Genomic DNA, 23,054 nt, shown 5'->3' with positions numbered 1-23,054 from the left:
ATGCTTATTAAAGAATCGCGTTACGACATTGAGGTTCAATAATATAGGATGTATTAAAAAAAGGAAATTGGAATATGATTAAACTGTCAACTTAAGGGAGGAATGAGTATAAATGAAAAAAATAAAAATTATATATTGGATTTTCACAGGACTTTTAGTGGCACTAATGGTTTTGGGTTCTATTCCGGATATAATGTCTGTTCCCGATGCAGTCGCTTTATTTAATCATTTAGGTTATCCTACCTACCTCCTGCCCTTTATTGGTATAGCCAAATTATTAGGTGTCGTGGCAATACTCATTCCAGGTTTTCCGAGAATTAAGGAATGGGCTTATGCCGGTTTTGTATTTGATTTGACGGGTGCTATGTATTCAAGCATATCAGTGGGCGACCCTGCCAGTGGATGGCTGCTTTTCATCATCGGATATATATTGATAGCCGGCTCTTATATTTACCATCATAAAATATTAAAATCCGTTTCATCTGGTACTTTGAGCAATAAAGATAGCTTAACAATATAATAAATTGGCTACAAACTCGTCTCATATGAAGAATTGGAAATTAAAAGAGTCCCGATAAGGTTTACCTTATCGGAACTCTTTTTTTAGAACATAAAAAGTTGCTTATTAACTTACTTTTTTTGAAGACAAATAAGCGACAAGTATATAGCGTTCAGGTGCCGCCCCGATATAATCAAAGGGATAACAGGTACTGACGGTTAGCGTTGCCCGTGGCTTTGGTACGATTACGGTTCGGTCATCCTCATCCACAATTCGAACTTTGTTGACTTTGTATGTGAACTCTCCTGCCGATGTTCTTACAATCAACAAATCTCCTTCGCCAACTTGCCCGAGTTTACGGAATACCGTATCTCTATGGCCGGAAAGAACGGAATTGTCATTTTCACCTGGTAGTACACTTCCTGCAAAGTGACCAACGCCTTTTTCCAATTCATCCTCATTTGTGCCATGAAAAATAGGGAGTTTGGCTTTTAGTTTGGGTATATACAGTTCCCCGATTTCTTCACCCGTTTCAGGGCGGACAGGATATAGCTTTTTCTTTGTTGTTTTTTTACTTATTGGCTCACTGCTGGGTGGTTTCTGTACAGTTTCATTCACTTGGCTACTTGGAGTATGAGTCTTGTAAAGAAAGTAACCTTTTGCAAACTTATACATATTGGATGTGGAAAACCAAACCCCTAATAAAATGATGGCAATTGTGCAAGAAAGCAGAAGCAACCGCCTTTTCTTTAATTGTTTCATATTAAGCTTTCCTGATTTTTCGATACATCAAGCTCCCGAACAAGACAATGCATAGTCCTAAAAGGGCATTAGGGATATAATCTGAAGCGGTATTTGGTAGTTTAGCCCCTTTTACAGTTTGATGTTCCGATTTAGCATTAGTGCTGATTTTTTGTTTTACTGGTTTAGCAACTGGTGCCTTTTCAATGGTCTTTTGTACCTCTTTAGCAGATTCCTTTATTTGTCCGCCTGCATTAATAATAGTGTCAGAGTCTACCATATCACCTGTTATTAAAAGATCAGCCAAGAACTTTCCGTCAATAGAGTATATCGATATTTTCAGGTTAGCACCTTTCAGTTCTTCCAGTTTCATTAAATCCAAAAGGGATACAGGTGATTCCGAGCCACTTTTCACAAGGGAATAGGATACCTTAAGCTTAAAGATGGAAAGTAATTCTTCATAGATTGATGCCATTTCAGCTATCTGTTCAGCTGTAAGCTCGGTTGCTACATCAAATTCCTCGAAAGCCATCATGCGGTTGCCCAATTTTTCAAGTTGCTTGACTGTTTCCGGATTGGAAAGATGCTCTTCCAAAGACATTAAGTGGTCTTCAAGCCGTTGTAGTTCCTCTTCCGTTAAACCGAGTTCTTCCTCGAAAATAGGAAGGAGATCTTCGGCAACTTCACCATCTATCCCCCCACCAGTAAGGTTCCAAACAGTTTCTTCAAGATCATCTATGTAAATATAATCGTTAATATTTTCACCATTTTCTTCCAACAATTGAAGCAACGCTTGTTTATCCAATCCATAATTCTTATTAAAATAATCTAAGTTGCTTAGGTCTGCCTTTATGACGTCACCTAAGAATTCGCTAAGCTCTTCGACAGATTCGAATTCTTCCGTGCTAAAATCATAGAGTTCCAATGCCGCTTCGATATCTTCTTTTGTTACTTCGAAGCCTCTTACCTTGCTAACCTTTGCTAAATAATTGACAAATTCTTTGTCAAAGTTTGGATCTCGTTCAAAATCGCCCTCTTCTGCATAGAAATAAACAGCTTCATCGAGATCCCAGATAAAGATATAATCGTCTAGTTCTTCGCCATTCTCATGCAATAGTTTATTTAGACTCTCATTAGTTAAATTATAATCTTCATAAATGGCATCTAAATTACTTAAATCTGCTTTAATAACTTCGCCCAAGGCATCTTTAAGATCATCAATGGATTCAAAGTTTTCAATACTCTCATCGTAAAAAGAAAGAGACGTTTCAATATCATCCTTCGTCACTTCAAACCCCCTGACAAGGCTTACCTCTTTTAAATACTTTGTGAGTTCTTGCTCAAAATTTTTCTTTGGTGCTGCCCATGCTAATTGCGGGAATAAGCTAATTAACAAAGTAAATGAAACTAAAATGGTCCACAGTTTTTTCATACTTTTCTCCTATTCATAACATTTCATATGTTTCTAACAAATTATAATTCAATAACAATAATTAAACAATGAAGTTATTTTTTCCAGTATGGGAAATTTCTACTTTGATTACTTTGTAACAAGCTTTTTAACCGCATATACATCTTTTTCTGGTAACAATGACGTATTTCTTCCTATTAATATACCAATTACAAAAAGAGGGGATTAAATCCCCTCTCTTCTGTACCTCCAGATAATAGAATTATGAATATCGTATGCCCAATAAATTTTATTAAAGCATGATAATCCTAAAATTTCATAACAATTAAATTACATACTTTCAGCATATGGGCCTTCCCCCTAGGGGGTACATCCATTACAGGCATAAAACGCAAACCTTTACGTTTCATGGGTTTGCTGAAAGCGTTAACCTATTAATTTTCATTGCTTCTTTCAGCAATCATAATTTCAACATCTATCTCCATCAGCATTTTCGGCATGGCAAAACCACTTACGATCATGCCAGTACTGCAAGGATAAACATCTTTAAAATTTAAATCGTATGCCTACTACCATAAAAGACTAACTGTTTTCCTTCCTGTTCTTCCATTTTAAATCCACGCCAACCATTTGCGATAATTCCTTGCTGGGATGCTATATCATTCATCTCAATGATCTGGATTTCCTGCCATGGAGATGCGTCCACTTCAGACAATTCCTTGACAAATATATAACGCAATTGCCCGCCATATTTCTCTTTTAACGCCACAATTTCCATTCCTTGGGCAAATTTATCTTTTAAACTGGGAATGTTAAAAGGCGCAACTGTACAGCATACATATCGGTAAGGCGACTCCTGCTTGTTCAAATCCTTCATGATCAACGTTGCAAGTGTTTGTTGCAGTTTGTTTCCCCTGTATGCAGGCAGTACGTTTGAAATTTCCTGATAAATCACTTCCGACAGCTCGTATTCCATCATTCCAAAATCTCTCCCTAGATGTTCCTCATCAATAGGCGGAGCCAGCAACGCCCGGAATGCAATGAGTTCCTCACCAACGAACGCTCCAATCATGAGCCCATTTCCTTCTAGAATATATTGAAACTCTTCCTTAGTAAGCGGTTGAAGTACACCTTTATCGGTCAAATGGTGAACGACCTGTACTTGAACTTGTAAAATATCGGTTAAATCCTCCAACACTAATTTTCTGACCTCATAGCGTTTATGATTTTTATCCTTACTGATGGTACCCTCATAAATCAATTCCAAAGTTGCTCCCCCTTTTATTGGATGACATCCTGAAAAACTGTTAATTCAACTAGCGTTTCTTCATTTATCTCTACACCTAATCCTGGTTTTTCATTCAACCTAATATATGGGACATCATAATAAAGATTCCCTACATCCTTGGAGAATTTCAATGGACCAGTGAGTTCCACGCTTGTGATCACCTTTTTTGAAAATGCAACATGGAAGCCAGCTGCAGAACCAATGGATGATTCTACCATTGAGCCAATCTGACATTCTAACCCAGCAAGCTCTGCTTGGTGGGCTAGCTTTATTGCCTGATATATACCACCGCATTTCATCAGTTTAATATTCAATTTATCAGCTGCTCGTTTCTGGATAATTTCGCGCATTTCCCGTGTACCCTTCAATCCCTCATCAATCATCAGCGGAATCGTAGACTTCGATTTTATTTCAACCATCCCATCGATGTCATCGGCAGCTACCGGTTGTTCAAGCCAATCAAGCTGGCATTCAAGCAATTGATCAATCGCTACAAGAGTTACCGCACTGTTCCGCCATCCTTGATTAACATCTGCACGTATAGCGATACTATCACCACCTACACGGTCGCGGACAGCTTGTATGCGTGCCACATCTTCACTGACATTGGTGCCAACCTTCATTTTAAATGACTGATAGCCCTGCTCGACCATAACTGCCGCTTCTTCGGCCATTTTTTCAGGAGGAGCTATACTTAAGACATGGGTAATTGGAAACTCATCATGATAACGTCCCCCGATTAGCTGGTAGACTGGCTGCCCCAGCTTCTTTCCCATGATATCAAAGCAAGCAATGTCAATGGCCGCCTTAGCTGTAGGAGCTCCATAAATCGCTTTGTCCATCAAATCATGAAGCCTTTCGATTTCAAATGGATTCTTGCCTAACAGTATGGGTCCCAACGTATTTTTCAACACCTGGTAGGTCCCTTCCAGAATCTCACCAGTCACATGTTCGTCTGCCACACCTTCCCCGTACCCAACAAATCCTTCATCCGTCTCAATTTTGACAATGATCGATGGCATAAATTCGTAAGTATGGTAACTAACCACAAAGGGCTCTTTAAGAGGCAGATGGATTGCATATAGGTGGATCGCTGTAATTTTCATTTCTATTACTCCCTTTCGATTCACAAGATTGTACGAGTTTGATATAGTTGTCGTTAATAATCCGTTATTTAATACATTAGCTGTTTCACTTGGAGGTTAACAATGAATACAAGAATTGCTGTCATTGGTTCCACTGAATTTATCGAAAGAATTGAATCCATCACATCCGAAATTGCTGGAATTGATTTCGACGCCTATGTATATGAGAAACCTACTGAGGCAGGTATCCTTGTTAAGAAACTCAAGCCGTGTGATGCTGTATTGTTCTCCGGGGCGTTGCCATACTACTTTTCAAAAAAATATCATGAGCACCTTCCGATTCCTTCTTTTTATTTAGAACAAGATGAAATGTCGGTCGCTTCTTCCATACTATCCGTGCTTTATCATAAAAAAATCTCTCCACATCGAATTTCCATCGATGTTAGTAACGCCTTGATCGTAAAGAACGTATTAACTGACCTCGAAATCGAGATGGACCCGAGTTATATCATGGATTATCAGGAGATGCTGAATGACTCATTTGATATTTCACTGATCACTTCTTACCATCATGAACTTTGGAAGGAGGGTTTCATTGATCTTGCATTAACAAGCATCCATTCTGTATTTGATCAACTGCAACTTATTGGGGTACCTGCCATGCGCATGGTTGATCCTCGAAGCTCCATCTTTAATGCGCTGCAGGATATTAAAGCCAATACAGAACTAATTAAAAGCAGATCTTCACAGATTGCCGTTTGCTATGTCATATCGGATGAAGTGAACGCTCATGAACTGGTAGATGGTTTAGCACATGAAATACAAGCCTCGGTCCAGCTTCTTGAAGACTTCCACTTCATCCTGTACAGCACTCGTGGTGAAATCGAATCGTTAATAAAGAAAAACGGCCTGAATTATTTTTTTGACAAATTCAAGAAGAAGAGTAAAGTTGGTTTCGGATATGGTTCAACCATTATGGATGCCGATCGTCATGCAAAGATTGCCCTCGGATTTGCTGAAAAACATAGTGAGTACAAATGCGGATACATTCTCACGGAAGACAAAGATTTGCTTGGACCGTTTCCACAGCAAACCAAACAGCAACGCTTGAAAAACGATCATCCCGAACTACTTCAGGTTGCCAAACAGACAAAATTGAGTCCTGCAAACATATCTAAAATCATCCAGTTCAGTCATTCCCGCCAATCCGTCCAATTCACGGCTGCTGAACTAGAGGATTATTTACAGGTGACCCGCCGTACTACAGAAAGAATTTTAAAAAAGCTATCCGATCATGGGCATGTCACCATCGTCGGCGAAGAAATGACCTATTCGAAGGGACGCCCCAGAGCTGTTTATGAACTTAATTTGCCAGTATACTAGATTTAAATGTAAAGAAAGGTTCTTTTGGAAGGAACCTTTCTTCGCTAGAGGTCTCTTGCTTTATTGCAGGTCATATTTAAATTTGGCAAGTTGTTCATATAGGTAAAGTTGCTTCCTCTTCTTTCTTGATATTCTGAATTTCGGCTTCTGTCAATTTCGTAATGGTAAAGCCAGTCATCGCATAAATGATAGAAATAACTGGGATGATGAAATTCAGAATCGCATATGGTGCATAATCGAATGCATGCACACCAAGTGTTGCAAGGATAAATACTCCGCAAGTATTCCAAGGAACAAATACTGAAGTCAATGTTCCTCCATCCTCAAGTGCACGGGATAGGTTCTTCGAATGAAGTCCTTTATCTCGGTAAGCTTTTACATACATACGTGAAGGAATGACGATGGAAATATATTGTTCTGAGCATGTTACATTCGTCGCAAAACATGATAAAACTGTTGATGCAACGACGCTTCTCGATGTTTTTGCGAATCTTAATATTTGCTTTACGATTGCTTGAAGCATGCCTGTGTTTTCAAGGATTCCACCAAATGTCATTGCAACAATCGTCATGGACACTGTGTACATCATTGAATCCAATCCGCCGCCGTTAAACAGCTTGTCGACCATATTATTGCCCGTATCAATCACGAAGCCGCTTTGCAATGCTGCTATTGCATCAGCCATGTTGCCTCCTTGAATGAAAATTTGTGATAAGAAGCCGAGCAATACCCCTATAATCAACGCCGGAATGGCTGGAACTTTTTTAGCAACTAGAATAATGACGATTAACGGAATGATCAATAGAAACGGAGAAATGACAAAGCTATCCTGCAATACACGCATCGTTTGTTCAATATTCTCAGCATTCATATCTCCTTTACCAAAATCCTTCCCAAGAATGGCGTATATAACCAAGGCAATGATAAATCCTGGAATCGTCGTGTAAAGCATATGGCGAATATGTACGAATAAATCTGTCCCTGTAAGTCCGGATGCAAGATTGGTCGTGTCTGAAAGCGGTGACATTTTGTCACCAAAATATGAGCCTGAAATAATAGCCCCCGCAATCATTGGTGCTGGTATTCCCATACTTAGACCAATCCCCATCCCAGCAACACCGATTGTCCCCATCGTTGACCAAGAACTGCCGATTGCCAATGATACCACTGCACAAATAACGGAGATGCTAACAAGAAAAAATGAAGGAGTGAGGATTTTAAGACCATAATATATCATGGTGGCAACAATTCCTCCGCCCATCCAAGCCCCGATTGTCATCCCTACTAGAATAATGATGACAACTGCTGGCAGGGCGAGACGTATTCCCTTGTACATAGACTCTTCTATTTCGTTCCACTTATAACCTGAACTCCAAGCAACAATAGCCGCAGCTGATGTGCCTACAATAAGTGGAATATGCGGACCCTGTTCCAGCCAGACCACCGTAATTGCCATCATTACGATCATGACGAAGAGCGGTATTATTGCAACACCGAATGACATTTCTTTTTTCATAAAGCATCCCCTTTGTGATTAATTTTCATGACTCTATTATTTGATGACTATTTAAAAACAAATGACTCGTCGCTAAATAGTCGTTAATAGAATTATCATAATATTTCTACGAATAACCGTCAATTAATATTTTGAAAGTTAGCTCTCTTTAACAAAGCATTAGAAATCCATTACAGTTACTAAAAAAACTACAGTAACAACTGTAGTCCAAGACTTTCCCTTGACTAAAAGAAAAAACACCAAATGGCAACCACCCATCCCAACCTAAATAAGATGCATTTCCTTTTTCAGTACTTATTTGGCCATGCCAAATAACCCTCCATAACTCTTTTGGAAGGGTCTTTCTCTGAATCACAAAACCGTTATTTGGCTAAATCCCCGAACGACTTTTCTCATTTTATTTCACGGATATCCAATGAAGGATTTTATTTATACAGGAAACGAGCAACTCTTTGGCCGACGTTTACTTTTAATTTTTCTTTTCATGGATTAACTCAATCGATTTAACCAATTTCAAAGATAATCAGGGCTGATTCTATCCCTGGTCTCGATTGGATAACTTATATTTCTTCTTGATTACAACTACCAGGGTAACAAAACTCTTTTCAGCCGTTTTCTTTTCCTTAAATTAAATTCAAAGACCACTACGGAACTATTAACCTCAGTGGATAACCATTATTAAATGGAATTCACCGATTATTATACTCATATGCAATAATGGTATCCGGATGCAGTGCTTTCTCGACAGGCAAACTCCTGGTGTAGGTGTAAGCCTCATCTAGATCGGTCCTATTTCCGTAATCATAACCCTCCACGACAAATTCTTTTACCCTAGTCCAGATAGTTCAAGTAAGGTCCTAATGGTACATCTTTCCACCTACCTTGGCCAATAGCTCCCTTTCCCCATTGTTCCCCAAATATTTTAGTTTCGAATAGATTACGCTTGTTCCCCGAGCATTCAAGGACAACTTCCAGCGTTTTAGATGGGTATTGAAGAATGTCTTGCATGGACAGGAGTAAAGGAGCGGATACTAAATCATTTATAGGTAGCCAATAGGTTGAATAAGAAAGAGGCAGATAAGAAAAGTGGTTCCTTCTATAAAATAAGTGGTTTTACATACTATCATTATTGATAAATTGAACCGGTGTCTCCTGGTTTTCCGGCAGCAAACTACGAGTCAATAAATAATGTTTCACTTTATGAGGATTTGTAATAATTCCCCCTGATGAAAATGAATCATTTAGATGTATACGTTTGTTACAGCTTAATTAGGTTATTGATTTATTTTGAGCTTCACTTTACCTGCTTCTTATCAGCAGAATCCCACGCATTCTTTGGAATTTATAGAGCCGACTCAGCAGCTTTTCCAAGGTCCGAATCAAAGTGAACCAGGGTAGTAAATCAATTATGTCGGCACCAGGACAGCATTATGTAGGTTATTAACAAAAGCCAGCTATCGAAAAAGTTATTGTAAGTTTACTATCTCAAGATAAGGACTTACAATACGAAGCCTACAATCCTACCACCAATGAATAAAAAGGTGAATACATATCGGACGTTTATAATATGCATTCTCCTTTTACTTCTTGTTAAACAACACTCCATTTTGTGGAATGAATTAGTCCTTATGTTATTAACCCAATTGCATTTTTTAGAACTTTCGGTGCCTTTTTAATTCCTTCTGTTCCAATTAAACTGCTCGCACTCGCAATTAATAAGCTTGAAGAAATGAATTTGACCACATAAAAAATTCCTGATCCAATAATTAGATCTAGGATTAAAAACCTTTTAATTGTTGAGCCTTTTACTACATAAATAACGAATTGGTAAAGGGTATGACAATGATGGCTTGTCATATTCTCTGGATCATGACTTACTTATTTAATAAAACTGCTTTCTGTTAGTATCGGGCATAACAAGCTTCTTAAATATGAGGAGGCCTTTTTGATTAAACTCACTTTCCTGTTTGGATGCTCTGAATAATAATTTGGCTCAAAGCCTCGTTTGGTGTAGAAGGGCGACCAAGTAATATTATTTCCAAATCATTACTCGGTATTTCTAATTCACCATCCCTAATGCCTTTTTGCATGTTCACGAGCATAGAAAATGTAGGTTTCCGGCACCTCTGCACCTTTCATAATATCGGTATACGTCGCATCATCGACTTGTTGTACAGGTACTTCTTTTCCTAATACAGTTCCAAGAGCAGATGTTAATTCCTCTTGAGTCATAAGCTTGTCGGAAAGCTCGTATACAGTATTCTCATGTCCGCTCCCGGTTAAGACATTTGCTGCTGCCTCCGCATAATCTTGTTGAAGTGCCCAGCCCACCTTTCCTGTTCCTGCAGATGTAATCCAAGGTGCTCTTGCCATCATACCTTGTATACTCCCCATTTCATTTTCAAAATACCAATTGTTTCGTAAAAACGAGTATGGAATACCAGTTTTTAAAATAGCTTCCTCTCTAGCCCTATGAGCAGGGGCTAGAAATAAGTTACTTTCACTTGCATTTGTTACGCTAGTGAAGAGAAGTAGGAAAGAATTAGATTTCTTCTTGCCCTTTTTCGGCTTAATATACCACTATTTATACGTAACAGCTTATGGACCATACATTTAACTATCCTTGGCTCTATTTATATTGTCTTATTTGCCCCTTATCATTCACTTGAGGAAACTAATATTATTGATGTAGGCATTAATGCTATAGTCGAAATTATCATGAACATTATGTTTGTTCATTACTTTAAGAAGATATATAACTAGGAAGCACCTATTTTGGTGCTTTTTAATTTGACTTCACCATTTCACTTCCTCCTACCAGCCCCATCCATATCAATTAAACGAGTATCAAAAATGAAAAAATTTCGCCCTCTTAACACGTTCTTGGTACTAATCTCTTTTTCTCCTAATAAAATTAATAAACTAACTATTTAGGAGGGGTATAATGTTTAATCAAAAACTGGAAAGTAATAGTCCACTTATTTATAAAACTAATGACGTCACTTACCAAAAGTACAATCTATATAAGAAACCATACAATCGGGAAGTATTCGTCATAAAAGATTACGGTGAAGACCGCGGTATCACTAATAAAAGTATTGAGTTATTCGAAGCAGTTAAACATCATTTTGACCGTTTTAAAATTGCGAAAATTGTTAAAGAAATGAATAAAGACAATCTTTTGCTCGATAGTGATCTCATCCTTATAGACAAAAAAGGAAATGAGCTACACCTATCGGGTTGTAGTTGCGGGTATGCTGGCACTGGTGCGAACGGAACTGTTGAAATTTTGAACAAGGCTGGATTCGAGATAGATAGAAGGTTTGTTTTTTGTTCAAAAGGATTCACTCTTTTTCATCCGAATGAAGAAAAAGAACTTTATGGCGAACGTTTATAAATTATCTAGACAACTGTTTGTATCTTTTTTGGAACCTTATTTTTATCACGACCTAATCACCTATGCAAAATATAATATGCAAATGTATGAAATCTTCCTTTCAAATAAAAAAAGCCTTGGGAACTGATAAATCAGTAATACCAAGGCTTCAAAGCCATCAATAAATTTACATTGAATTGAAAATCACACAAAACTAGGGAAATATCTCAGAAGAACAGCACTATATTTACGAAATTCAGGATATATCTCCGAAAAACACAATATATCTGCGAAATTCAAGATATATCTCCGTCGGCACTATATCGACGAAAATCGAGGTGTTTGTATAATTGAACTATTTTCTTGACCTTATGCCATTTTATACATTTCACTATTCCTCAAGCATGCCCTTCACTCGCTTTACTTTGTCTTCCATTTTGCGTTCTTTATCACGACGGTCATCGATTCGGATATTCGTACAAACTCTAGCAAGACCTTTTTCAAAAGGTACTTCGTGCATCGCTTGGATCACTTCAAACAACTTAGGCAGGTCGCCTTCAATGATTGTATTCATGGGAGTCAGTTGAAAACGGATTTCTCCCTTTTCTTCATATTGCTTTAATACTCTTTGAATATCTGCCACATAACTGCTGACACTTGGAGTTTGTGTACCAACAGGAATAACCGTTACATCAACTATTGCCATTCTTATTCACCAATCCTTTTTATGTATTAATCAAGAAGCTTACATCATCCATCTTATATAGACGGATGTTTTTAACTATTATAACTTAAACTTCGCACCTGGGAAATTTGATATGAGCTTTGAAGCTTGAGATTCGCAAATCAAAGCACTTCTGCTGGCAAGAAAATTACTGTAGAATCGGTCAAAAAAAGAATCGTTGATTTTTAACACTTGTCCTGCTGACTAGGTCATTAGCTGCCTTTTTAATACATCCCTTATGTGCTTACGAGTGGAACTAGATGCATTCCAGTTATAGCCGTATTGGTATTATAATTCCAGCAAACAAATCCACCTCTATTAAAATAGAGGTGGATTTGTATTAGTTCGATTTATTTATGCCTTACTTTTATTTATATAATCCTTATAGACTAAAACTGCAACAACAATAAAACTTAGACTAACAAACCTGAAGATCATCTCTAAACTAATCCATTCAGCTAAAATGCCTAATACAAATGCGCTAATTCCAACACCAACATCAAAGCTGGAAAAAAAGGTTGCGTTGGCTGCACCCCTTTTTTCTTCTCTTACTTTTTGAACAGTCCACGTTTGTAAACATGGCATAACAGTGCCATAACCTGCCCCAAATAAAATCGCCGCAATGATAAGTTGAATATGATTTGTCGTATAAGACAGGATAAAAAGTGACAAAAATCCTAACATAGCTGAGATAATGATAATAGACCAAGGTCCTTTTTTGTCATACCATTTTCCTGTAAACGGCCGTAGTAAAGTTGATACAGTTGCATTGATAAGGAAGAATAGAAAAATATGATCTACTCCCTTTTGTTTACCAAAAAGAACCAAGAATGTAATGATAGCCCCAAAACCTAGTGTTGTAATAACGGTAAGTAATGCTGGGAACCATACGTCTTTTTCAAAAATCATATCCAAAAAGCGAAATGGTTTCTTCTTACGCTTTACATTAGTAGGTGAATATACAAATTGAAGCGCAATTACCGCCAATAAGCTCAATACTGCTGATGACCATATCAAAATATCGAAGGAAAAAGAGTCATAGATAAGGATACCTATACTCGGTGCAACGATAGCTCCGACCGTTGTGGATATAGAAAAATACCCTATCCCTTCTCCTAAGCGTGTCTTAGGAATCAAATCCACTACTATTGTGCTATTAGCTGTGGTTGATACCCCCCAAGCAGCACCATGGAAAAGCCGTAACAATAGAATAAGCCATATAATATTAAGATACGGATATAGTATTGTAATGATCATTAAAGCTGCACTTGCACAAATGGCCAGACTTTTCCTCTGGTTATCAATTAAATAGTAACCTACAAAAGGCCTGATTAAAACAGCACCTATCGTAAATAATGATGTGACTAGACCTACCTGAATGGAAGATGCATTCATGCTTAACAAATAGGCAGGCAAAATAGGCAGCAACATTTCAAACCCAATAAAAACTAAAAAGTTGCTTATAAATAAAAAAAGAAATGATATAGTAAAGATTCTTTGATTTTTCATATAATTATTCCTCGCTTCTAAATTATTTTTCTAAGTTAGAAGCGTTTGGAACACCGAAACATTTTTCAATTGTCTAAGGTTTTTAGTCAATTGACTCACCCTCTCTAAACCCCTTAAAAAATTTATCAAACAATCATATCAGAACCTCTCCTTATAAACAAGCTAATTTTTAAACAGCTTTATTTATATGACTTTGTTGTCATTCTACAGGATTAACATCACAGTCTTTATCATTGTGTATTTATTCCAATAAAAAAACATCCTCGACAGGATGCTTTAAAATTACTAAAACTCATTAAAAGCCACAAGCAACCTCATAAAGAATGATCTTTTCTTTCCGCTATCGGCGGGTTAGAGGCTATAGAAGCAATTCTATATATATTAGTTTATACTATTACTCCCGCAAAGCTTCCTCTTAATACATGTTCCGCATTCTGATTTGTGCATAGGAAAGTTGCCAAAATAGATATTCTACCATTATCTTTCTTTTCAAATTTTTCGATCGTTACTTCACATACTATTGTATCTCCTGTAAAAACTGGTTTAATGAACTCAAAATTCATAGTACGAGCCAGTACATTGTTTTCTCCACCAACTTTTGTTGGTAAACAAGCAGTCAACAACCCTTGAATAACAAGTCTTCCCTGTTCATCGGGAGTAATATGGTGAATCGCCTCATCCCATGATACTTTTGTGAACAATTCAACATCCTCTTTAGTGAAAGTCCGTTCAAATGTAATAATATCCCCTACGTTTAAAGACAACTGTATTCCCCCTTTTATTTTTATCCTAATTTAATCGTATAGACTTACACGATTGCCGTCATTATATTTTGGTAATGTAGTGTGGAATCATTTAAAATGCTGGAATATTTACCCCTTTTCTTTTAAATGTGACATATATTCAAACGCCGTTATTCCATATACGCTTTTAAAACAATAAAGCAGTAAATTAAAAAAGATGTAATATTCATGAGGAATACTCCTTTCAAGTAACCCTTATATTTCATCTTAAAATCAATTGGTATATAGTATATTATTGCAGGATTATTAGGATAACTTCACAGAAAACATATCATGATGATTCAAATAGAACATTGCTCAATTTCCATGTTGCATACTCAACCGTTTTGATAAATGCTTGGAAATCCTTATAATCCTCAGATGCTGACCACTATAAAAACTTACCCATACTATATGAGTAAAAAGTTATTTGGAGTAACATGTTTTTTTCTACTGTCAATTAAAGCAATACAGTGAGCCAATCGCTCTACCCCTAGTTTAATTTGACTCTCGTTCACTTGTGAGATGCACAATCGAACGAGATTTTCCTTTTTATATTCTGCTAAAAACATCCTTGATGCATCATCAACATATATATACTGCTCGCTTAGCATATGGACCACCTGTTTTGCTTTCACATTTTCGGGCAAACTGATGGAAAGATAGAATCCGGAAGTCGGTTTTGAAAAAGAAGTATTGGCCGGCAGAAATAATTGACATGCTTCTTGAAGGATTTGCATTTTATTCCTATAAAGCTCTTTAACTTTTTTGAGATGGCTATTAAACATACCGCTTTTTAAATAGATTTCCAGCGCACCTTGAGAAAGAGCTGAACTATTAAAATCCGTACTGAATTTATATCGTATGAAATTGTTAATCATTAATTCAGGAAGAACGACAGTACCAATTCTTAACCCAGGGAGAAAAATTTTCGAAAGGCTTTTAATATAGATCACTCTCCCAGAAGGATCAAAAGAAAATAATGGATCTGATTTTGGATTTGGATCAAGGTCTCCTAATATATCATCCTCCACTATATATACATCGTATTTTTCAGCTAACTCCACGATTTTTTTCTTTTCGCTATTCGTATAACAATGGCCTAGTGGATTGTGAAATCTCGGGATAATATAGAAAAATTTTATATCATTATTTCGAAAAATGTATTCCAGACGATCAAGATCAATCCCTTCCATTGATAATTCAATTCCAAAAGTAGTAGTTTGATGCAGATTGATTGACTCAATGAATCCGAAATAAGTAGGCTGTTCAATTAGAATATTGTTTTTCCCATTTGGAAATGGCATAGAAACCAATAAATTAAGTGCTTGCTGGGAGCCAGATACAACGACTAATCTTTCTGGTTGAGTGAAAACCTGTAAATTTTGCAGATATTTCACCAACTGTACTCGTAGTGAGTAAAGACCTTGTTGATCAGAGTATGTAAAAAGCTCTTCTTTATAATGTTCAATTGCTTGATTTATACAATGTTGAAATTCCACATAAGGCATAACATTTTTATCTGGACCGGCAGACAAAAAATCAATTACCTCATTTTCTTCCGGCGCTTTTTGGTATTCATTCACAACATAGTAGCCGCTTTTAGGAACAGAATAAATTAAATGCTCTTTTTCAAGTTCTACGTATGCTTTAATGACCGTATTTTTGCTACATGAAAAATACTCAGATAACTGACGAACAGAAGGCAGTTTACTGCCTGCAATTAGCGAACCATCTTCTAATCGAAGCTTAATGTCTTCGATTATCTTCATATATTTTGAATTCATTTAATGCCCCCCTCCAACTGTACCAGGACAGATAGGTAAAAAAATGGTTTATTTTTATTGAATGGAATCATAGTATGTTAATTATATCAAAACTGTTTTTAAGATAAGTAAAAAAACGGTACAGATGGGTAGAAAGTATAAATGGGGGGCTAGAGAAGATGCGGGGAGTAACAAGAGAAAAATTCGGATTATTTTTAGGATTAGTGGGGGTCATTTGTTTTAGCTTAACACTCCCTTCTACAAGTATTGCAGTAGAATATTTTGGGACTACGATCGTTGGTTTAGGAAGAACAGTTGTAGCCGCTATTTTAGTAGCCGTTGTACTAATTGTTCGAAAGGAAAAGCTACCTTCTCTTCACCAATTCAAACGCCTACTCATTGTTGCTTTTGGTGCAGTTTTAGGATTTCCTCTCCTCACTTCTTGGGCAATGGAATCCTTACCTGTTTCTCATGGAGCTGTGGAATTAGCTCTGTTACCGTTAGCGACAGCCGGATTTGCTATATTTAGGGCAGGTGAATTCCCATCTCTCAAATTCTGGATTTCTAGTATGATCAGCTCTTTAGCGGTAATTATGTATGCCCTTCATCTTGGATTCGGGCAGTTGCAATTTGCCGATTTAGCTTTACTGGCAGCAGTGATCATTCTGGGACTTAGTTACGCAGAAGGGGGAGAATTAGCGAAAGAATTAGGTAGCTGGCAAGTGATTGCATGGGCAATTATGATCGGTGCTCCATTTTTCATTATTCCAGTTGGGCTGAATCTGACAACTGAAATGCTTCATGCCCCAATACAAGCTTGGATTAGTTTTATTTATCTCGCAGTGGTTAGTCAATTTCTAGCATATGTTGCTTGGTATAGCGGAATGGCTTTGGGCGGGATAGCAAGAGTTAGTCAGATTCAATATTTACAACCATTTTTGATGATTCTATTTGCAACAGTATTTCTAGATGAATCCATTACAATTTTCACTCTTGTAATAGCAGTGATTGTTGTCTTTTCTGTTATATTAGGCAAAAATGCTCCCATATCAAAAAACGGAACTGTATCAGAGAAAAGCTAACTCAATGAAAGTTAGCTTTTAGAAGACTAAATTTTATAGATGAGAAGAATATAGACTTAACTTGGAAAGACATCAAAAACCAAACCGTCTTAGTAATTTTTCATGGCCTGCATTGTTTTTCGCTGGTATGAACAAAGGAGTTCAAGGATGCAAAATAAAAATCAACAAAATAAAAGCGAAAGCTAAGTTAAGTCAAAATCATCGATTGCAAAGACAAAAGTTAATTGTTAATCAACTGGAATAAATTTCAAATACGAATAAGCAACAGATTTCACTATTAATGAAATCAAATCTAAGAAAATAACATGAGTGTTACTGCACTAACGGGCGTGTTGATCACATAAGGATTAACACTCTTTTCCTTTTTGCACATTAGGAATCTTCTGGCTTAAATTTCATATTGTAAAATACTTATTTGTAAAAGCTTTCATATTCATTGGCCTTCCAGATCTCTACTTCTTAGCTTCACTGGCTTCTTAACCGGTTTCTTTTTCTCATCATGGATCATCGTTCTCACCCCGAAAAAGCACCCAAATTAATGGATGCCTTCTCCTCTTATTCATCAAATTTAAATTCTTTCAATAGATCATTTCTATATGAAATTGCATCTCGTTCAAAAACATTTTTAAACCTATCTTCGTACTCTTCGCGGGTTATTAGTCCTTTTTCATCCAGTAATTCTACTATAGCTCTAATCCTTACTCTACTCGACACTAATTCGTTTGTCATATTGGATAATAAAATACCGATTTTCTCATAATCATCATTCATTTTTTCATCCCCTTTGTTTAACTAATTTGACAAAAGGGACAAATTCCCTGCAAAGAAAAGCACCCCAAATAATAGATGTTTTTCAATTGGTAAAATATATAAAATAAGGGCGGGCTGTCATTTCCTCTTTTACACCCTCATTTAACTATGAGCCATATTACCTTACAGCAAAGATATGACATGTTCTTAGAACGTAAAGCTGCTGTAGAAGCACAATTGGTAGAAATGAACAAAACTATGGAACTAATAAATCTTAAATGTAACTATTATAAAACTTCCTTGGAGGCTGGAACGGAAGACATTCATAAAAACACAGTAAATACCATAAATAGAGCAACCGATCCTACAAATTAAGTTTGAAGGATCGGTTGCTCTATGTTAATTAAAATCCCCAATTTTATCCCACTCCCACTTCATCTACGATACAAAATGGCTTAATAAAATATTATTATTTGTAAAATTCTGCCTTGAATTAGAGCCTTCTCTAGCCCTTATACTTAGTCATTTAACTAATATAATTACTACGAATTGTGATAAATGGATTTCTTTAAGATTCTTCGGGGAATAGGGATTGATTCCTTCATTTTTCTAGATTGTGCAATAATCTACTCTTGCCTATGATTAGCAGGCAAAAAAGGAGGAAATTAGAAAATGTCAAAGGATACAAAAGTTGCGCTTGTCACTGGCGGTAATCGAGGAATTGGATATAAGGTGGTCAAACAATTGGCTTTGGAAGGTTTTAAGGTCATCTTGACAAGTCGAGATCCAATAATGGGTCATAAGATTGCCAATATACTTAAGAAGTCAGAGTAGAGGTATCATTTCTGGTAATGGATGTAGACAATCAAGAAAGCATTTTTCGACCGCGATCATTGTAAATGAGCGATATGGAAGATTAGATGTATTGATTAATAATGCAGGCGTGTATTTGGATGAAGATAAAAAGTTAGTGGCTATGGACCCTTCCATTCTGGAGAAAACAATGAAAACCAATTTCTTTGGGGTTTACCATGTAATCCGCTCCTTTATTCCCATCATGGAAAAACAAGCTATGGCAGAATTATTAATGTTTCCTCAGAATATGGCGAAATGAGCCAATTGTCATATCCAGGTGTAGGGGCATATAAGCTGTCTAAGTTTGCCTTAAACGGATTGACACAATTGCTTGCTGGAGAAGTCAAAGGTGATATTAAAATAAATGCCGTCGATCCAGGATGGGTAAGCTCAGAGATGGGTGGACCATCTGTTCCAACGACACCCAAGCAAGCCGCTGAGTCTTTCTTATGGTTAGCAACAATCGGATCTGAGGGACCAAACGGAAAATTTTTCAGAGGTGAAAAACTAATAGATTGGTAACAATACCGTCTAAGAAATATTAAGTGTTTAGGTATGTGGGATGAAACCATTCGCAATTGATGTTGACTGCATTGCTCGTGCTATTTCCTTTCCTATTGAGCAACTATCGATGTAGTCATAAATGAACTGATAATTTTCATTCAAATTACGGGTGAATATTACAATTTAAAAACGCCTATCTTTGATAGACGTTTCTTTAGAGATTCTAGTTATCTCTAGAATTCCTAGAGTAGTAATTATTCTCTTTTAATGTTTTTTATTTTACTAAGAATATAAATTTGTAGTCCTAAAACAAGACCAATTAAAACAGTTATAATGAAAAATGGTCCAACATCTTCGCTAAAAACAGTTAATAATAGAAAAAATACTGCTACACTTAGAACTACACCCAGCACTAAATTCAAGAAAAGTTTCATTGTTACACTCCTTACAACACGATTCCACTTAATTATAATTAATATCTATAATAATCAAATAGATTAATAGTCATAGCCATTAATACTTAAAAGTTATCAGCGGAACACTTTCGTCACTTTTCTTTGGGTTTCCTCCGACAGAAATATGTCCAGTTGCAACTGTGATCGTCCCTGTTATGCCAACTTCAACATGTGTATAATGCCCATAAGCGTTGGCACTGATATCATTTTTTATTACCTTTTTTCACTTGGTAAGATTGGTAGCCATTATGGTTCTAGGTGCTGCATTTGATCCTATTGCCTTTAAATCAAATTTCTTTGCCCAACCTGCTGCACTTAGGCTTGATGAGGTAACTCCTTTATTGTGTGTACCAGTTCCATCTGTATACTTGTAAACAAACTTATCCAAATTGTAATCTTTCAATGGAATAATCATTGGTAAAAATCATTAACTAATGGACATTTTACCATTTTATTTGTATTTGTTACTCTATTATTTGTATCTGCGCAGATAAAAATTATCTAGGAGTAAGAATTCAGGGTTCAGGAAGTTTAAGTTATTAATATAATTTTTTGATTTGGAGTTTTTTATTATGTTGAATGGATTATATCCAAGTATTCTTATGATTACGTTTTTTGGATTGTTTTTTGGATTTAAATTTTTTAAAGGTTATATCTCATTATTACGTTATTTTTATTGGATCATTTTTGGTATTTATCTTACTGGATTAGTAGTTTTCACTTTCTTCCCTTTTCCTTATCAAAATTATTTAATTCAAGTGATGATTGAAGATAATTTAGGATCAGAGAATAATTTAATTCCGTTTAATGGAGTCAAAGAAGCAATTGAGGTTCGATATTTTTCAACAGTAATAAGGCAATATGCTTTAAATATTTTATTATTTATCCCATTAGGATTTGCACCTTCAATTTTATTATCAAAAATAAAGAAAAAGCAGATTATCCTTATTGGATTCTTAACTAGTTTAACTATAGAAGTGGTTCAAGTAATAGCTGGATTTTTTATAGGTTATAATTACCGTTCATTTGACATTGATGACCTTATAATGAATAGTTTTGGCACTATTATTGGGCTATTAATATTTAAAATCTTGTTTAAATTCTTGAGAAACAAGCAATTACTATTAGAACAAAAAGAAAGGCCAATCAGCCATACTCCGAGCATTCACCAATAATCGATTAAATTTTTTGCTGAATTTGGTGGGCAAATATCTATTTCATTACTTTAATAGATTATAAACCTCTTTCATATCTGTCTTAGCTGAATTGCATGCACTCTTATTTTTTATCTTGAATAACAACTCTAAAGGAACCAAAAGTTTGTTGACTCTCATAACTATCAGCATTTACTTCATAAGGAAACGGGAAGGCGATGAGTTGGAAATTATTCTCTCTTTGGACTTCGGGTAGTTTAAAATCAAAAAGATTTCTAGTTTCTGGTGGAACAGTGGTATGTAAGACTTCTGTGTTATCTATTATCGGAACTTGCTCCCAATCTTTTAAAGCTATGATTGCATAGCTGATTTGATCATTCGTCTCATTTCCGGCAGAGAGCTTAAGCTTTTTGCCTTCTTTTTCGGTCATAATTGATTGCAACTTTTCCTGACTATTTGTGATGGATATATTTTCATTTAATCCATCTTTCACAATCGCATCAGGTTTTACTTCCTTAAATTTTTTTACGTCTTTCCCGCTGTCAGCTTGGTTGATGGAAAACCGCATACTTAAAACTTGTTCTAAAATTCCTGCCCTAACTAGATCGAGCTCCTTCAATTTATACTCCGGCTTTTGCACGATTACAAAAGTCAATTCACTGGAATCCGAACGAATGGGAACAGAAACTTTAAAGTTTAAGGAGCTGTTAGGTTTCATATCAAAGAAATACTTATTTACGTCCTGCCCCTTATTTTCAACTTTAAACTTTACTTGTTCATAATCTTCAAAAATAAGTAGTGCATACCTTCTGTCCTCATCAATATTGTTGTCTACTGAGGCAATAACTGACACTTCATTGTCTGTGCTAGTAAGCGTACTTCCTTCATCAATAATTTTACCACTCAAATTTTCCAACCCATACCCAATCGAACCATACTCAGCCCCATTCATTACTTCACGTTCTTCTTCAACCTCCCCCATATCTGAAGTGCTTACTTCTTTAGGTGGCGATGAAGAAAAAAACCAGTAAGAAACTCCAAGCAATAGCAAAATAGATAACGCTGCTATGTAGTATTTTTTCATAAACCAATCTCCTCCTAATTAAAAGAGATACGCAATGAGCTATATCTCTTCATTATTTTTCTATCACCAATTATCAATATGCCTTTGTTTGACCAGCAATAGTTTTATAACCTTTAAGTTTAAAAATATGAGTCCCAAAGCGAAATCATTCAAGAAGTAGAATGTTCCGTTCATTGTTTTAACTCAATATAGTCCGCATTGGTAGCACTTGCAGATTTTGATTTGATTAAAGAACATCACCATTATAGGTTTTAGCTTGTGCGTAAATATAACCCTGCAACCTGTTCGCAGATGATTTAGCGACTGCATAGGTTCTCATCAAGGGTGGGGAATGTACATCTAACCTTCCTTTAACTTTATTCTTCGCTAGAATGGAACTACCTGTACCGTCTGGTTCTTGAGTAAATGATTTTTCTTGTGAATTTACCAGATCTTCAGTTTCTGCTGCACATGCCCCCGTAGCAGAAACTATAATTGCTGAACCTAAAGCTATTACCATTGATGTTTTTTCAACTAGAATAGCTTTAATGGCTTTTATTAACAAAAACTAAGTATATATTAAACACGCAAAAAATATTCCTTTTCATTTTAAAAAAGGAATATTTTAGTTATTTTATCTTTTTATCGTATAAAAATATATAGGATAACTAATTAATATAACTAAAGTTGCTATTGCTCCTTAAAAGACTGCCGGTAATAAAAAAGGGGTTTTTACGATTGTGAATTAGAGAAAAAGGAAGTTATAAAATACAGGGAAAAGAAAATCATTATATTACGACACACACACATTCCTCCTTTATCCATATGTTCCTCTTTTTATAAAAATTTTAAATCGTTCGATTTTCAAGTATTACATTATAATTCTTCATCACTATGATTTACTTTTTGGGATGGAGGCGTTAATGTAACCGGATTTATTCTCAACAAAGGTGATACGGATGCGACAGATATTCAGGTTGCAGAAGATGATAATAAATGTTTAGGTGCATTAATACGCATCTCTGACGACTCCACTACTGTTCAATCTGTCAATAAGAGCAACATTGACCTAGGAGTTCCTTCACTCCCGGGTAATATGATTAAGGAAATA

Annotated in this window: 22 protein-coding genes and 3 pseudogenes; 10 read left to right on the top strand and 15 right to left on the bottom strand. The window is 36.0% G+C overall.

From position 1 onward, the window contains the following. Window positions 1-112: 112 nt before the first annotated feature. Entirely contained in the window at window positions 113-520 is a 408-nt protein-coding gene (locus tag JNUCC41_RS18035) for a DoxX family protein (protein ID WP_192204184.1), read from the top strand. Between the two features lie 105 nt (window positions 521-625). On the opposite strand, the gene JNUCC41_RS18030 is transcribed toward JNUCC41_RS18035, so the two are convergent. The 4 genes from JNUCC41_RS18030 to JNUCC41_RS18015 all read right to left on the bottom strand — a co-directional run bounded on the left by JNUCC41_RS18030 (window position 626) and on the right by JNUCC41_RS18015 (window position 5,045). Then, window positions 626-1,261, bottom strand: coding sequence for a class D sortase (locus JNUCC41_RS18030; protein WP_192204183.1), 636 nt, complete (start codon window positions 1,259-1,261; stop codon window positions 626-628). A gap of 1 nt (window position 1,262) precedes the next feature. Continuing rightward, on the bottom strand, window positions 1,263-2,672 hold the full coding sequence (locus tag JNUCC41_RS18025; protein ID WP_192204182.1) for a processed acidic surface protein: 1,410 nt from the start codon (window positions 2,670-2,672) through the stop codon (window positions 1,263-1,265). A 532-nt stretch (window positions 2,673-3,204) separates the two neighbouring features. Continuing rightward, on the bottom strand, window positions 3,205-3,918 hold the full coding sequence (locus JNUCC41_RS18020; protein WP_192204181.1) for a GNAT family N-acetyltransferase: 714 nt from the start codon (window positions 3,916-3,918) through the stop codon (window positions 3,205-3,207). A 14-nt stretch (window positions 3,919-3,932) separates the two neighbouring features. Continuing rightward, entirely contained in the window at window positions 3,933-5,045 is a 1,113-nt protein-coding gene (locus JNUCC41_RS18015) for a mandelate racemase/muconate lactonizing enzyme family protein (protein WP_192204180.1), read from the bottom strand. A gap of 102 nt (window positions 5,046-5,147) precedes the next feature. Here JNUCC41_RS18015 and JNUCC41_RS18010 point away from each other — a divergent pair, with 102 nt between their 5' ends. Beyond that, window positions 5,148-6,407: a TroA family protein gene (locus JNUCC41_RS18010; protein ID WP_192204179.1), complete on the top strand. Its 1,260-nt coding sequence runs from the start codon at window positions 5,148-5,150 to the stop codon at window positions 6,405-6,407. 94 nt (window positions 6,408-6,501) lie between these two features. On the opposite strand, the gene nhaC is transcribed toward JNUCC41_RS18010, so the two are convergent. From nhaC to JNUCC41_RS17990, 3 genes and pseudogenes are all read right to left on the bottom strand, one after another. Then, the gene (gene nhaC, locus JNUCC41_RS18005; protein ID WP_192204178.1) at window positions 6,502-7,923 is read right to left on the bottom strand and encodes a Na+/H+ antiporter NhaC; all 1,422 of its coding nucleotides are present in this window, start codon (window positions 7,921-7,923) and stop codon (window positions 6,502-6,504) included. An 831-nt stretch (window positions 7,924-8,754) separates the two neighbouring features. Next, window positions 8,755-8,931 (bottom strand): molybdopterin-dependent oxidoreductase, encoded by a 177-nt coding sequence (locus JNUCC41_RS27330; protein ID WP_353618270.1) that lies wholly within the window; start codon window positions 8,929-8,931, stop codon window positions 8,755-8,757. A 947-nt stretch (window positions 8,932-9,878) separates the two neighbouring features. After that, window positions 9,879-10,446 (bottom strand): annotated as a pseudogene (locus JNUCC41_RS17990) (SDR family NAD(P)-dependent oxidoreductase); the annotation flags it as partial. A 421-nt stretch (window positions 10,447-10,867) separates the two neighbouring features. Between JNUCC41_RS17990 and JNUCC41_RS17985 the strand changes: the two are divergent. Next, window positions 10,868-11,320 carry a hypothetical protein gene (locus JNUCC41_RS17985; protein ID WP_192204176.1) on the top strand — a complete coding sequence of 151 codons (453 nt, stop codon included), beginning with the start codon at window positions 10,868-10,870 and terminating at the stop codon, window positions 11,318-11,320. A 370-nt stretch (window positions 11,321-11,690) separates the two neighbouring features. Here the strand turns inward: JNUCC41_RS17985 and JNUCC41_RS17980 are convergent, their stop codons facing one another. From JNUCC41_RS17980 to JNUCC41_RS17965, 4 genes are all read right to left on the bottom strand, one after another. Further along, window positions 11,691-12,005 carry an MTH1187 family thiamine-binding protein gene (locus JNUCC41_RS17980; RefSeq protein WP_192204175.1) on the bottom strand — a complete coding sequence of 105 codons (315 nt, stop codon included), beginning with the start codon at window positions 12,003-12,005 and terminating at the stop codon, window positions 11,691-11,693. Window positions 12,006-12,377: 372 nt separating this feature from the next. Then, a complete protein-coding gene (locus JNUCC41_RS17975) occupies window positions 12,378-13,532 on the bottom strand; it encodes an MFS transporter (RefSeq protein ID WP_192204174.1) in 1,155 nt (384 codons plus the stop codon). A gap of 386 nt (window positions 13,533-13,918) precedes the next feature. Then, window positions 13,919-14,296: an FAS1-like dehydratase domain-containing protein gene (locus JNUCC41_RS17970; RefSeq protein ID WP_192204173.1), complete on the bottom strand. Its 378-nt coding sequence runs from the start codon at window positions 14,294-14,296 to the stop codon at window positions 13,919-13,921. Between the two features lie 428 nt (window positions 14,297-14,724). Continuing rightward, window positions 14,725-16,101, bottom strand: a complete 1,377-nt coding sequence (locus JNUCC41_RS17965) for an aminotransferase-like domain-containing protein (protein ID WP_192204172.1) — start codon at window positions 16,099-16,101, stop codon at window positions 14,725-14,727. Window positions 16,102-16,259: 158 nt separating this feature from the next. On the opposite strand from JNUCC41_RS17965, the gene JNUCC41_RS17960 reads away from it, so the two are divergent. Further along, window positions 16,260-17,162, top strand: a complete 903-nt coding sequence (locus JNUCC41_RS17960) for a DMT family transporter (RefSeq protein WP_192204171.1) — start codon at window positions 16,260-16,262, stop codon at window positions 17,160-17,162. 118 nt (window positions 17,163-17,280) lie between these two features. Further along, window positions 17,281-17,406: pseudogene (locus tag JNUCC41_RS26800) on the top strand (FMN-binding negative transcriptional regulator); the annotation flags it as partial. 311 nt (window positions 17,407-17,717) lie between these two features. Here the strand turns inward: JNUCC41_RS26800 and JNUCC41_RS17955 are convergent. Next, the gene (locus JNUCC41_RS17955) at window positions 17,718-17,933 is read right to left on the bottom strand and encodes a hypothetical protein (RefSeq protein ID WP_192204170.1); all 216 of its coding nucleotides are present in this window, start codon (window positions 17,931-17,933) and stop codon (window positions 17,718-17,720) included. Window positions 17,934-18,092: 159 nt separating this feature from the next. On the opposite strand from JNUCC41_RS17955, the pseudogene JNUCC41_RS26795 reads away from it, so the two are divergent. The 4 genes and pseudogenes from JNUCC41_RS26795 to JNUCC41_RS27315 all read left to right on the top strand — a co-directional run. Continuing rightward, window positions 18,093-18,287: pseudogene (locus JNUCC41_RS26795) on the top strand (hypothetical protein); the annotation flags it as partial. A gap of 297 nt (window positions 18,288-18,584) precedes the next feature. After that, window positions 18,585-18,746, top strand: coding sequence for an SDR family NAD(P)-dependent oxidoreductase (locus JNUCC41_RS27325; RefSeq protein ID WP_342615403.1), 162 nt, complete (start codon window positions 18,585-18,587; stop codon window positions 18,744-18,746). Then, complete coding sequence (locus tag JNUCC41_RS27320) at window positions 18,718-19,026, top strand: SDR family NAD(P)-dependent oxidoreductase (RefSeq protein WP_353618269.1); 309 nt, start codon at window positions 18,718-18,720, stop codon at window positions 19,024-19,026. The genes JNUCC41_RS27325 and JNUCC41_RS27320 overlap by 29 nt, the downstream gene beginning before the upstream one ends. After that, window positions 19,023-19,289: an SDR family NAD(P)-dependent oxidoreductase gene (locus tag JNUCC41_RS27315; protein ID WP_342615401.1), complete on the top strand. Its 267-nt coding sequence runs from the start codon at window positions 19,023-19,025 to the stop codon at window positions 19,287-19,289. The genes JNUCC41_RS27320 and JNUCC41_RS27315 overlap by 4 nt, the downstream gene beginning before the upstream one ends. 236 nt (window positions 19,290-19,525) lie before the next feature. Here JNUCC41_RS27315 and JNUCC41_RS17945 read toward each other — a convergent pair whose 3' ends face one another. Beyond that, window positions 19,526-19,705 carry a hypothetical protein gene (locus JNUCC41_RS17945; protein WP_192204169.1) on the bottom strand — a complete coding sequence of 60 codons (180 nt, stop codon included), beginning with the start codon at window positions 19,703-19,705 and terminating at the stop codon, window positions 19,526-19,528. Between the two features lie 593 nt (window positions 19,706-20,298). Here JNUCC41_RS17945 and JNUCC41_RS17940 point away from each other — a divergent pair. Then, window positions 20,299-20,901: a VanZ family protein gene (locus JNUCC41_RS17940; RefSeq protein WP_192204168.1), complete on the top strand. Its 603-nt coding sequence runs from the start codon at window positions 20,299-20,301 to the stop codon at window positions 20,899-20,901. Window positions 20,902-21,004: 103 nt separating this feature from the next. Here the strand turns inward: JNUCC41_RS17940 and JNUCC41_RS17935 are convergent, their stop codons facing one another. Together JNUCC41_RS17935 and JNUCC41_RS17930 are read right to left on the bottom strand one after the other, a co-directional pair. Next, window positions 21,005-21,964, bottom strand: coding sequence for a hypothetical protein (locus JNUCC41_RS17935; RefSeq protein WP_192204167.1), 960 nt, complete (start codon window positions 21,962-21,964; stop codon window positions 21,005-21,007). A 226-nt stretch (window positions 21,965-22,190) separates the two neighbouring features. Continuing rightward, window positions 22,191-22,463: a hypothetical protein gene (locus JNUCC41_RS17930; protein ID WP_192204166.1), complete on the bottom strand. Its 273-nt coding sequence runs from the start codon at window positions 22,461-22,463 to the stop codon at window positions 22,191-22,193. Between the last annotated feature and the right edge of the window lie 591 nt (window positions 22,464-23,054).

Source organism: Brevibacillus sp. JNUCC-41, assembly GCF_014844095.1.
GTDB classification, from domain to species: domain Bacteria; phylum Bacillota; class Bacilli; order Bacillales; family DSM-1321; genus Peribacillus; species Peribacillus aracenensis.
Note: the sequence above shows the minus strand (reverse complement) of the source record. Positions and strands in the feature narration are given on the sequence as shown.